12 protein-coding genes and 1 pseudogene are annotated in these 11,105 nt (G+C 65.3%); 10 read left to right on the top strand and 3 right to left on the bottom strand.

Features of this window, described 5'->3' with window-relative positions; all coding sequences use genetic code 11:
- Positions 1–361: 361 nt before the first annotated feature.
- Positions 362–439 (bottom strand): annotated as a pseudogene (locus BLW02_RS20485) (helix-turn-helix domain-containing protein); the annotation flags it as partial.
- Between the two features lie 206 nt (positions 440–645).
- The gene (locus tag BLW02_RS18720; protein WP_092701471.1) at positions 646–1,449 is read right to left on the bottom strand and encodes a DeoR/GlpR family DNA-binding transcription regulator; all 804 of its coding nucleotides are present in this window, start codon (positions 1,447–1,449) and stop codon (positions 646–648) included.
- 116 nt (positions 1,450–1,565) lie between these two features.
- Between BLW02_RS18720 and BLW02_RS18715 the strand changes: the two genes are divergently transcribed.
- From BLW02_RS18715 to BLW02_RS18685, 7 genes are all read left to right on the top strand, one after another.
- Positions 1,566–2,279, top strand: a complete 714-nt coding sequence (locus BLW02_RS18715) for an HAD family hydrolase (protein WP_159433803.1) — start codon at positions 1,566–1,568, stop codon at positions 2,277–2,279.
- On the top strand, positions 2,272–3,414 hold the full coding sequence (locus tag BLW02_RS18710; RefSeq protein ID WP_092701466.1) for an ABC transporter ATP-binding protein: 1,143 nt from the start codon (positions 2,272–2,274) through the stop codon (positions 3,412–3,414). The genes BLW02_RS18715 and BLW02_RS18710 overlap by 8 nt, the downstream gene beginning before the upstream one ends.
- A gap of 9 nt (positions 3,415–3,423) precedes the next feature.
- On the top strand, positions 3,424–4,296 hold the full coding sequence (locus tag BLW02_RS18705) for a carbohydrate ABC transporter permease (protein ID WP_167544086.1): 873 nt from the start codon (positions 3,424–3,426) through the stop codon (positions 4,294–4,296).
- Positions 4,293–5,126, top strand: a complete 834-nt coding sequence (locus BLW02_RS18700) for a carbohydrate ABC transporter permease (protein ID WP_167544085.1) — start codon at positions 4,293–4,295, stop codon at positions 5,124–5,126. The genes BLW02_RS18705 and BLW02_RS18700 overlap by 4 nt, the downstream gene beginning before the upstream one ends.
- 18 nt (positions 5,127–5,144) lie before the next feature.
- Positions 5,145–6,407 carry an ABC transporter substrate-binding protein gene (locus BLW02_RS18695; protein WP_092701460.1) on the top strand — a complete coding sequence of 421 codons (1,263 nt, stop codon included), beginning with the start codon at positions 5,145–5,147 and terminating at the stop codon, positions 6,405–6,407.
- Between the two features lie 15 nt (positions 6,408–6,422).
- Positions 6,423–7,214, top strand: a complete 792-nt coding sequence (locus BLW02_RS18690; protein WP_092701457.1) for a phosphodiesterase — start codon at positions 6,423–6,425, stop codon at positions 7,212–7,214.
- A gap of 88 nt (positions 7,215–7,302) precedes the next feature.
- Positions 7,303–8,601 carry an acetyl-CoA hydrolase/transferase family protein gene (locus BLW02_RS18685; protein WP_092701454.1) on the top strand — a complete coding sequence of 433 codons (1,299 nt, stop codon included), beginning with the start codon at positions 7,303–7,305 and terminating at the stop codon, positions 8,599–8,601.
- Between the two features lie 108 nt (positions 8,602–8,709).
- On the opposite strand, the gene BLW02_RS18680 is transcribed toward BLW02_RS18685, so the two are convergent.
- Positions 8,710–9,084 carry a hypothetical protein gene (locus BLW02_RS18680; RefSeq protein WP_092701451.1) on the bottom strand — a complete coding sequence of 125 codons (375 nt, stop codon included), beginning with the start codon at positions 9,082–9,084 and terminating at the stop codon, positions 8,710–8,712.
- A 350-nt stretch (positions 9,085–9,434) separates the two neighbouring features.
- On the opposite strand from BLW02_RS18680, the gene BLW02_RS18675 reads away from it, so the two are divergent.
- Genes BLW02_RS18675 through BLW02_RS18665 form a run of 3 tightly spaced genes read left to right on the top strand, consistent with a single transcriptional unit; the run spans position 9,435 to position 11,037 of the window.
- Complete coding sequence (locus tag BLW02_RS18675) at positions 9,435–9,956, top strand: DUF6622 family protein (RefSeq protein ID WP_092701474.1); 522 nt, start codon at positions 9,435–9,437, stop codon at positions 9,954–9,956.
- Positions 9,957–9,973: 17 nt separating this feature from the next.
- On the top strand, positions 9,974–10,264 hold the full coding sequence (locus tag BLW02_RS18670) for a 2TM domain-containing protein (RefSeq protein WP_208859760.1): 291 nt from the start codon (positions 9,974–9,976) through the stop codon (positions 10,262–10,264).
- Positions 10,258–11,037 (top strand): alpha/beta hydrolase family protein, encoded by a 780-nt coding sequence (locus BLW02_RS18665; RefSeq protein WP_092701445.1) that lies wholly within the window; start codon positions 10,258–10,260, stop codon positions 11,035–11,037. Before BLW02_RS18670 ends, BLW02_RS18665 begins: the two co-directional genes overlap by 7 nt.
- Positions 11,038–11,105 lie beyond the last annotated feature (68 nt).

Below are 11,105 nucleotides of genomic sequence, written 5' to 3'. Positions count from 1 at the left end.
TTTCAGGAACGAGTTGCGCCGGGTGCTCAATCGGGGCGAGGCTGTTAACGCCCTCAAGCGCGCCATTTATACCGGCCGGATCAGCCCGGCGCAGGTTGACGGCGGTGACGTGGGCGCCGGCGAAGTTCTGCAGGACCACCACGTCGTCGCCGTCCAGTTCGACCCACGACACCGTTTCCAGCGTTTCGGCGGCGAGTGCCTGGAGCAAGGGATAGGCGAGATCCATCTGCGAGCGATGGCGGTGGATGCCTCGCACCAGGCCGAGCAGTTTCAACGCCGGGAAGTAGCGCTTGGACTCCGCATCCTTGTTGAGATAGCCGAGCTGATGCAGCGTGTAGACATAGCGCTGCGCCGCGCTGCGACCCATCTCCGTGCTGTCGGCGATGTCGCCGATCGACAGGGGCGTTGCATGCTCGTTGAACAGCTCCAGCACGCGCATGCCTTTTTCCAGCGAGGCGATGAACAGCCGCGGGTCGGGTTCGTTCTGGGGTGCGGTCTGTGTCGAAGACGCCATGGGTCGGGGCAAATGAGGAATTCCTGGGGGCGCCGCGGTGCGTCGAGAGGGTTGGGCGCGCGGAGTTTATCGCGGTGCGCCGCGCTGCTGTTCAGCCTCGAACGTCGTCATGCCTTTCCGAGAGCGCGGTCTCAATGACCATTCTCCTCAGCATGCGCAACCAGGACCTCCACGCCCGCTTGCTCCAGCGAGCGCCGCACCTCATCGCTGATGCCGTCGTCGGTGAACACCCGCGCGACCTTGTCGAGATGCGTGATCCTGAAGATCGCCTGCGCCTTGAACTTGGAGGAGTCGACAAGAACGTTGACGGACTGGGCGGCCTCGGCAAAGGCGCGGTTCATCGCCGCCTCCTCGGGCGTCAGCATGCCGATGCCCCCGCTTGCGGAGATGCCGTGGACGCCGAGGAAGGCCGCTCTGACCGTGATGTCCTCGAAAGCACCTGTTTCGAGGCGACCGACACTCGTCATCTTTTGAAAGTCCACGGTGCCGGGCAGGAGGTGGACCGTGGCGTTTCTGCTCTTGGCCAGTTCCATCGCGACGGTGAGTCCGTTGGTCACGACGTGAAGGTGGTGATGACCTCGCAACGCTTCTGCAAGGTGCCTGCACGTGGTCCCGCCGTTGATCAAGATGCAATCGCCGTCCGACACTGATTGCGCTGCGAGTTCTGCGATGGCGCGTTTCTCGCGGTAGTTTTCCCTCTCGCGCTCCGCGTAGCTCACGCTCTCGTAACGCGCCCAACCCTCCGCGTACACCTCGTTGCCGGGAATCGCGCCCCCTCGGGTGCGGGCCAGCACGCCGCGCTCCTGCAATTCGATCAGGTCACGCCGGACGGTGATCGGAGATGTCTGAAAACGCTCCGCCAGCACGCTGACTTCGACGACGCCGCCCCCTTGCAAAAGGGCGACGATTTCTTTCTGGCGAGCTGCTTTGAGCATCTGTTTTCTTGCATTTCAGGACGGTTGACGCGCCACGCGCGCACGGGATCGATGCGGAAACTGTACCGCCCGTATTTGTCATGAGTTTGACTCATAATGTTCGTAGCATTCAGGACATGAACACTAACGATCAAATACGAACAGTCGTCTTTGATGTCGATGGAACCCTTTTCGACACCTTGCCCTCCCTCGCAGCGGCCGCCAACGAGGTGCTTGTGCTGGCCGGATTGCAGGCCGTCGAGCCGCAGCATCTTCGTCCCGCCTTGAGCCAGGGCATCACCGCCCTCTTCCAGAGCGCGCTCCGGCTTCAGGCGGCGTCTGTGCCGCTCGCGCTGGCCTCGCGACTCGAAGATGCCTTCGCGCACCGCTACGCATCGCACTGGCTGCACCAGGCCGTGGTGTACGACGGCGCTCTCGATCTGCTGTCGATGCTTCGTTCGCAGCGCATCGCCCTGGGCATCTGCACGAACCGCGATCAAGACTCCACACGCACGCTGCTGGACAAGGCAGCACTGACCGGCTTCTTCGACGCGATCGTGGGCCTGGGCGACACCGAGCATCCCAAGCCGGACGCCGCGCCGTTGCACCTCGCACTGACCCAGTTGGGCGCGACGCCGCAGACAGCGCTCTTCGTCGGGGACTCCGGCATCGACGCGGCATGCGCTCAGGCGGCTGGCGTACCGCTGGCGGCTCACCTGGGCGGCTACGCCGCGGACCCTGACGACTTGCGCCCCTGCACCGTGGCGTTTTCAGACTACGCAGAATTCCACAGCTGGATGGCCGCCCGGACATCGACTCAGTCAACGACGGAGACGAATCACCATGTCTGACATCCAGATCTCGGGCCTGACCAAACGCTACGGCAACGCGGCCGTTCTTCAGGAACTCGACCTGACCGTGCGCGACGGCGAGTTCCTCACCTTGCTGGGCGCGTCCGGTTGCGGCAAGTCCACCTTGCTGAAGCTGATCGCCGGCCTGGACACGCCCGACACCGGCTCGATCCGCATGGGAGACCGCGACTTGCTCGCCCTGTCGCCCAGCGCGCGGGACTGCGCGATGGTGTTCCAGTCCTATGCGCTGTATCCGCACATGACCGTGCGCGAGAACATCTCGATGCCGCTGGTGATGCGCGGCCTCGGATTCTGGGGTCGCCTGCCGGGGGCACGCCTGGTATCCCCCGGGGTGCGCCGCCGGCTCGCCGACATCCATGCCAGCGCACATGAAGTGGCCCGGCGACTCGCCATCGACGGGTTACTCGATCGCAAGCCGGCGCACCTGTCGGGCGGCCAGCGCCAACGCGTCGCCCTGGCGCGCGCGATGGTTCGCCACCCCTCCGTGTTCCTGTTCGACGAGCCCCTTTCTAATCTGGACGCCAACCTTCGCCATGCGCTGCGTGCCGAGATCCGGCAGCTTCACGACCAGTTGGGCGTGACGTTCATCTACGTCACGCACGATCAGCACGAAGCCATGTCCATGTCGGACCGTGTGGCGGTCATGCGCGAAGGCCGCATCCTTCAGGTGGCGCCACCCGAAGATCTGTACATGCGGCCACAAAGCCTCGAGGTGGCTCGATTCGTCGGCGCACCGCGGATCAACGTCGTGCCGGGCGAGATCCGCGCCAACGGCGAGATCCATTGCCTGGCGCAACGCATCGCGAATACCGCGGTGAACAGTGGGCCCTGCCATGTCGCCTTCCGGCCTCAGGCGGTCACCTTGGCCAAGGCGCATGGCCTCACCGTGCGCGGCGTGGTCGGCCATGTGGAATACGCGGGGACCGAATTGATGGCCACGCTGACCCTGCCGAGCCAGGGTGAGGCCTGCATCGTCTGCCTCCCGGCAGGCACGGCTGCGCGCGCAGGGGCCGAGTTCGAGGTCACGGTGCCGTGGGAAGCCCTGCATGTCTTCGATGCAGGCGGTCAGCGCCTGTCGATCGACCGATGCGACGCGCTGGTTCGCGTGGCCTGAAAGCCGACGATGCGCATCCGTCCCCTCTCCACAGCGTCGCTTCTCGCACCCGCGGGACTTCTCGCGACGCTGCTGCTGTTCATCCCCGTGCTGGCTGTCGTTCTGATGTCCCTGACCGATTGGCAGTTCGGCGCCACCACGCTGAACTGGGTCGGCCTGCAGAACTATGCCGAACTCTGGTCGGACGAAGTCTTTCGGAAATCCGTGACCAACACCCTCGTCTACCTGGTACTGGTCACCGGGGGCTCGATCGCGCTGGGCCTGAGCCTCGCCCTGTTGATCGAATCCGATCGATCGGGACGCGGCTTCTACCGAACGGCTTTCTTCATGCCGGCCGCATCGACGCTGATCGCCATGGCGGTCGTGTGGGAGTTCCTGCTGCATCCGAGCGCCGGGCTCGTCAATCACCTGCTGATGCAGGTCGGTATCTCGCCCCAGAACTGGCTCAACGACCGCCGGCTCGCGCTGTACTCGCTCGCCGCGATCGGCATCTGGCAGATGTCCGGGCTGGCCTTGGTGTTCTTCCTGGCCGGGCTGCAAGGGATTCCGCGCGACGTGCGCGATGCCGCCGAACTCGACGGCATCGAAGGCGCGTTCGATCGATTTCGCTTCGTCACCTGGCCGTTGCTGGGCCCAACCACCCTGTTCGTCATCACCGTGTGCGCCATCCGCGCCCTGCAGGTCTTCGACACCGTTCATGTGCTCACCAAGGGCGGGCCGAACAAGGCCACCGAGGTGCTGCTCCACACGATCTACACCGAGGGTTTCAGCTTCTTCCGCATGGGCTACGCCAGCGCCATGACGGTCGTCTTCATTGCCGGCATCTTCCTCCTGACCCAGATCCAGCACGCCGCGCTGGAGCGCCGGACGCACTACGCATGAAACGTCCTTCTCCTTCCTTTCGGATCCTTCGCCATGTGGTCCTGATGGCCGTGGCCCTGGTCTTCCTGATGCCGTTCATCTGGATGGTGCTGACCTCGCTCAAGCCTGCCGACGAAATCTTCGGCAGCGAGATCCATCTCTTTCCGACCCGCTTTGCCGCGGTGGAGAACTACACCCTGGCGCTGACCAAGGTTCCCTTGCTGCGCTACCTGTGGAATGGCGCTCTCGTCTGTGCCGGGATCCTGGTGCTGCAGATCCTGGTGGCACTGCCTGCCGCCTACGCCTTCGCCAAGCTGTCGTTCCGTGGCAAGCCGTGGGCATGGCGCCTGGTGATGCTGGCGCTCATGGTGCCGTACCAGGCCACGGCCATCCCCCTCTACGTGATGCTGTACCACGCAGGCCTGCTCGACACGATGGGCGCGCTGATCCTGCCTTTCAGCGTGTCGGCGTTCGGCATCTTCCTGATGCGGCAGTTCTTTCGCACCGTGCCCGACGACCTGATCCATGCCGCGCGGCTGGACGGCATGGGCGAGCTGGAGATCGTCTGGCGCGTGATGCTGCCCACCGCCATGCCCGCCTTGCTGGCGTTCTCGATCTTCTCGGTGGTCTGGCACTGGAACGATTACTTCTGGCCCCTGCTGGTCATCAATTCACCCCATCTGGCGACGCCGCCGTTGGGAACCATGTTCTTCCGCAATGAGGAAGCAGGCAGCGCGTTCGGTCCGTTGATGGCCGGCACGGTGCTGATCACGGCGCCGCTGGTGCTGTTGTTCGTCGTCGCGCAAAAGCGCTTCATCGAAGGTGTGACGCTCACCGGCGTCAAGGGTTAAACCGCAAGGAATCAAGCAATGAAACAACTGTTCAAGAAAACCGCCGCCCTGGCCGTGTTGATGGCCGCAGGCCTGGCACAGGCTCAGCAACCGACCGAGATCGTGGTCGACTACGCGTATGCGGATCTCTTCAAGGAGGTCCATGAATCGATCGCGAGAGACTTCATGGCGAAGTTCCCCCAGTACAAGGTCACGTTCCGCGCGCCCAACTCCGATTACGAGGTCTCCGCGCAACAGGTGTTGCGCCAGGCCGTGACGGGCCAGCTGCCCGACGTGTCCTATCAGGGCCTCAACCGTCAGCGCGTGTTTGCCGACCGAGGTCTCGCCGTCGACCTCACGCCCTTCATCAAGGCGGAAAAAGGCTGGGCGGGCATGGGCTACGACCAGGCGCTGCTGTCACTGGGGCAGGTCAAGGGTCAACAGGTCGGCATCGGCTTCGCGCTGTCCACCCCCGTGATCTACTACAACGCCGACCTGATGCGCAAGGCGGGCGTCGAGCCCGATCGCTTCCCGACCACCTGGGAAGCCATCATGAACGCGGCCAGGAAGTCGAAGGCGGCAACGCCCGGCACCGACAGCCTGCACGTCGAGTGGGACATCACCGGCAACTGGATGTGGCAGGCGCTGGTCTTCAGCAACGGCGGCACCATGTTGACCGCCGACGAGAAGAAGGTGGCATTCGACGGCCCCGCAGGCAAGGCTGCCATCCAGACGCTCGAACAGCTCGTCAAGCAAGGCGAGATGCGCAACATCTCCTATTCGGCCGCCTGGCAGGACTTCGTGAGCGGCAAGCTCGCGGTGCTGGCCACGACCACCGCGCGACTGGGCAGCATCACGAAGCAGGTCGGCGGCAAGTTCGAGATTCGCACCGCCCGCATGCCCGTCGCCAAGGACGGCCGCCTGCCGGCCGGCGGCAATGCGGCGATGATGTTCTCCAAGGACCCTGCCAAGCAGGCCGCGGCCTGGGAATACATCAAGTTCGCCACCGGCCCGCTCGGCGCGACGACCATGGTCAAGGCGACCGGCTACTTCCCGGCCAACACGTTGCCAGCGAACGACCCGAAGCTGCTTGCGCCCTTCTACAAGGCAAACCCCAACCACCTGACCGCCATTGCGCAGATGCCGGTTCTCACGGGCTGGTACGCATTTCCGGGTGACAACGGCTTGAAGATCACCGACGTGATCAAGGATCACCTGCAGACCGTGGTTTCGCAAGAGGTGCAACCTGCCGTCGCCCTCACCGACATGAGCAAGGCGGTCCAGGCACTGCTGCCGCGCTGATCGCAAGGCACGACCATGCTCAAGTTCATCCACATCACGGACATCCATCTTGTCGAGCAGGGTCGTGCCCTCTACGGGCATGACCCCGGCAAGCGGTTCGAACGCTGCATCGACAGCGTGATCGCCGAACATGCAGACGCGGCGTTCTGCGTGATCACGGGCGACCTCGCACACGTCGGCCACCCGGACGCCTACCGCCAGTTGTCGGAACAGTGCGCGCGGTTGCCGATACCGGTTCATCTGATTCTCGGCAACCACGACAGCAGGACAAACTTCCGGGAGCGCTTCCCCCGGGTGCCGGTGGACAACAATGGGTTCGTCCAGTACGAGCAGGCCATCGGCAACTTCAGAGGTCTGTTTCTCGACACCAACGAACCGGGAACGCATTGCGGCGTCTTCTGCGAAAAGCGGGCCAACTGGCTCGCTCAGCGCCTGGCGCAGGACGATGCGCCGGTGCTCCTGTTCATGCACCATCCGGCCTTCCACCTCGGCATCCCGGTCATGGACCGGATCGGCCTGGTCGACAACGGATGGTTGCTGACGGCATTGAAGGGCCACGAACACCGCATCAAGCACCTGTTCTTCGGACACATCCACCGGCCCATCTCGGGCACCTGGCGCGGCATCCCGTTCTCGACATTGCGCGGCACCAACCATCAGGTGGCGCTGCACCTTCGGGAATCCGAAGACATCCTGGGGAGCTTCGAGCCGCCGCAGTACGGCGTCGTGCTGATCGACGAGGAATCGGTGATCGTGCACCTGCATGACTTTTCCGATCGCAGCGAAAAGTTCTGGCTGGGCGCTTAGCTACGGATGCCGGGCAGGCGCCGGCCGCAACGTCGAACTGGGGTCTTGCCGTCTCGACACACGAACCCGGTTCGGCCAACAATCGCCCATGAACTCCATCCAGGCGCTGTACGCGCAAAAACGAAGGTCTGCCGCCGAAGCTGTGCAGCTGGTGCAGGACGGCGATTTCATCATCGTGCCGACGGGCGTCGGGGAGCCGCCCACGCTCTTGACGGCGCTGTCCGAGCAGCGCCACGCATTCCGGGACGTGAAGGTCGGACAGATCCTGGCGATGCGCAAGTACGGGTATCTCGACCCGGCGACGACGGAGAACGTTCGCCACGTCGCGTTCTTCTTCGGCGGTGCCACACGCGCGGGCGGCCAGGCGGGCTGGATCGACTTCATCCCCAACTATTTCTCCGAGATTCCTGCACAGATCGAGCGCGGGCAGATCGGGGCCGACGTCGTGTTCAGCATGGCCTCGCCCATGGACGCCGAAGGCAACTTCGCGCTCAGCCTCGGCGCCGACTACACGATGGCAGCGGTGGCGAAGGCGCGCGCCGTGGTGCTCGAAGTCAACCCGAACGTGCCCTTTGCGCATGGCAACTGCCATGTGCACATCTCGCAGGTCGCGGCATTCGTCGAAGACGACGCGCCGGTGCTGGAGGTCGGCCTGCCGAAGATCGGGCCGGTGCAGGAAGCCATCGGCAAGTACGTGGCCGACATGATCGACGACGGCTCGACGCTGCAGATCGGCTATGGCGGCATTCCGGATGCGGTGGTCATGCAACTGACGCACAAGCACGACCTCGGCATCCACACCGAGATGATCGGCGACGGCATCCTGTCGCTGGTGGAATGCGGCGCGGTCAACAACAGCCGCAAGACCTATCTGCCCGGCAAGATGGTGGCGACCTTCGCGCTGGGGTCTCGCAAGCTGTATGACTTCATGGACCGAAACCCGGCGCTGGAGATCCATCCGGTCGACTTCACCAACGATCCGGCATTGGCCGGGCAGAACGACAAGCTGATGGCGATCAACGCCACATTGCAGATCGACCTGCTGGGCCAGTGCGGCTCCGAAAGCCTGGGGCTGGCGCCCATTTCCGGGACGGGCGGTCAATCCGATTTCGTGCGCGCGGCCAATCGCTCCCGCGGTGGCAAGGCGTTCATCGTGCTGCCCTCGACGGCGCGAGACGGCACCATCTCGCGCATCGTGCCGGTGCTGTCACCGGGCACGCATGTCAGCACCAGCAAGAACGACATCAACTATGTCGTGACGGAGTACGGCGTCGCCCAGTTGCGCGGCAAGTCGGCCCGGCAGCGGGCGCTCGAACTCATCGGCATCGCGCACCCGGCGTTTCGCGCCGAACTCAAGGCGCAGGCCGCTGCACTGCGGATCCTCTGAGCGCAGGATTCGATCCGCGTTCGCTCGGCAACGCACAGGTGCGCGACGGGCTTCGCGGAGCGTGATGCCCTGCCCGCCCTTGCAGGCATTCACGAACGCTCGCCTGTCTCAAGCCTGCGCACCTGCGGTGGCGTCATGGGTCGCAAAGTAGCGACGTGCCAGCGCGATCAACTCGCCGGGGCTTGGATGGTCGAGCGTCTGCCATTCGACAATCTGGCTGGCCACCTCGGGTCGCAGCTTGTCGACGTAATGGCGGAAATCCTCCTGTACCGCATGCGGCCCCGCCACCAGCAGCTGCTCGACCCCCGCCAGCGCGTCGCAGACTTCGCCGAAAAACTCGTGCACGCTCCGCATCTCGTTTCCGTCGTGGCGCGTGAAGTAGAGGTGCGCCTTGATCTGCTTCTCGAACGCCTGGCTGGCGTCGAACTGCAGAAGCTGTGCGCGGTCATGGTCGAGCCAGACGATGGCGTGGAATATTGACATGGGAAGTCCTTGCTGAAAGCACGGTCGAATCGGCGGCATTCGGCCTGCACGAGGGGGCGCTTGCGGCACGGCCGAGACCCCGCATGGTGCCTGCGGCCCGCGTCCGCGTCGGTACGCTGCCGCACGTAGCGCACGCGCGCTCACGCCATACCCGACGCCCGCATTCCCTGACCTGACACGCAGCACCCCGGGCCGGTGCCCGGCGCACCGGGCACGTTCGCGCCAGCGAACGACCGCCTGCGCCGCCCATCCGCATTTCGTCGCATCGCGCTGTCGCGGCGACAGGCGCCGGCGCACAGTCGCGTCCGATGCAGTCGCTTCCCTCCCACCCTTTCATTCAGGAGTTCCTCATGCTGACCCAGATCCTCGCCGGCACGCCCCTCTGGGTGTTCGCCCTCTTCGCCCTGCTGCTCTGGCTGGGCGGCCGACAGCTGGTGGCGCACGACGTCGCCCTCCGGCGCGCCACGATCCTGCCGTTCGCGATGACCGCCCTGTCCATCTACGGACTGCTGTCGGTCTTCAGCCATCAGCCGGTCGCCGTGCTGGGCTGGGCCGTTGCCGCGCTGATGACCGGCATCGCCGTGCTGCAGCGCGCGCTGCCGGACAGCACGCGCTACGACCCGGCCGGGCGCCGCGTCCATCTCGCCGGCACGGCCGTGCCGCTGGCGCTGATGATGGGCATCTTCTTCACCAAGTACGTCGTGTCCGTCCAGATGGCGATGCACCCGTCGCTGGCGGACGACCGGGTCTTCGCACTGTGCGTGGGCGCGCTGTACGGCGCATTCAGCGGCATGTTTGCGGCGCGGGGCCTGCGGCTCTGGAAGCTGGCGCTGCGGCGCGGCGCGGCCCTCGACAACCGTCAAAGCGTCTGATGTCAAAGGAGACCCTCATGCAAAACACCGACCTTCAAATCGACAAGCTGGCCCGGCGCCGCGCGAAGGCGAAGCTGGGCTTCTTCTTCCACGCGTGCGTCTACGTGGCGGTGAACCTGGGGCTGATCGCGCTCTCGCTGTACCACGGCCGGGCCTGGGCCATCTTCCCGCTGCTCGGGTGGGGCGTCGGCCTGCTCTTTCACGGGCTCTCCGTCTGGGTATTCGCGCCGGGCAACGACCTGATGGAAAGCATGGTACGGCGCGAACGCGCCAAGCTCTCGGCCAACACCAGAGGCGAGCCGTGGTAGCCACGCGCACGCGCCGGCTGCTGGCCGCAGCAGCGCTTGGCCTCGCGAGCGCCGTGGCGTCGGCCGCCACCGGCATCACAACGCTCGCCGCGCCGCCCGAGAGCGGTCCGATCACGGTGTTCTATCCCACGGCCGCGCCCGCGGCGCAGTTGCAGCGCGGCCCCTTCGTCGTCGAGGCGGCGCTTAACGCGGCACCGCAACGCGGCAATGGCCGGCTCGTCGTGATGTCGCACGGTTCCGGTGGCTCGCCCTGGCCGCAGGCCGACCTGGCCATCGAACTGGTGCGAGCCGGCTTCACCGTGGCGATGCCCGAGCACGCCGGCGACAACTACCACGACATGAGCGCAGTCGGGCCGCGCTCCTGGCAACACCGTCCGCTGGAGGTGTCGCAGGCCATCGATGCGATGGCCGCCGATGCGCGCTTCGCGCCCCTGCTCGATGTCCAGCGCGTGGGCCACTACGGCATGTCCGCCGGCGGCCTCACCGCGCTGACACTGGCCGGCGCGCAATGGTCGCCGTCCCGGCTCGCGGCGCACTGCGACGCCCACATCGCCGACGACTTTCCGACCTGCGTCGGGCTGGCGACAGAACTCACCGGTGGCGCCTTCGACGGCCTCAAGCTCGCTGTCGCCCGGCGCGTGATCGATTGGAAGTTCGGCGACGAGACCACGCTGCAGGGCTGGAACGAACCACGCATCGCCGCTGTGGTGGCGGCGGTGCCGATGGCGGCGCCGATCGCCATGGCCGGGGTCTCCTCGTTTTCAGTGCAATAAGTGACGGTACGCAAAGCTAGCACTGGCGCGGGGGTGGTCTGGGTAGACCGTTGATTTCATTGACTTTC

The organism is Acidovorax soli (genome assembly GCF_900107605.1).
Taxonomy (GTDB): domain Bacteria; phylum Pseudomonadota; class Gammaproteobacteria; order Burkholderiales; family Burkholderiaceae_C; genus Acidovorax; species Acidovorax soli.
Note: the sequence above shows the minus strand (reverse complement) of the source record. Positions and strands in the feature narration are given on the sequence as shown.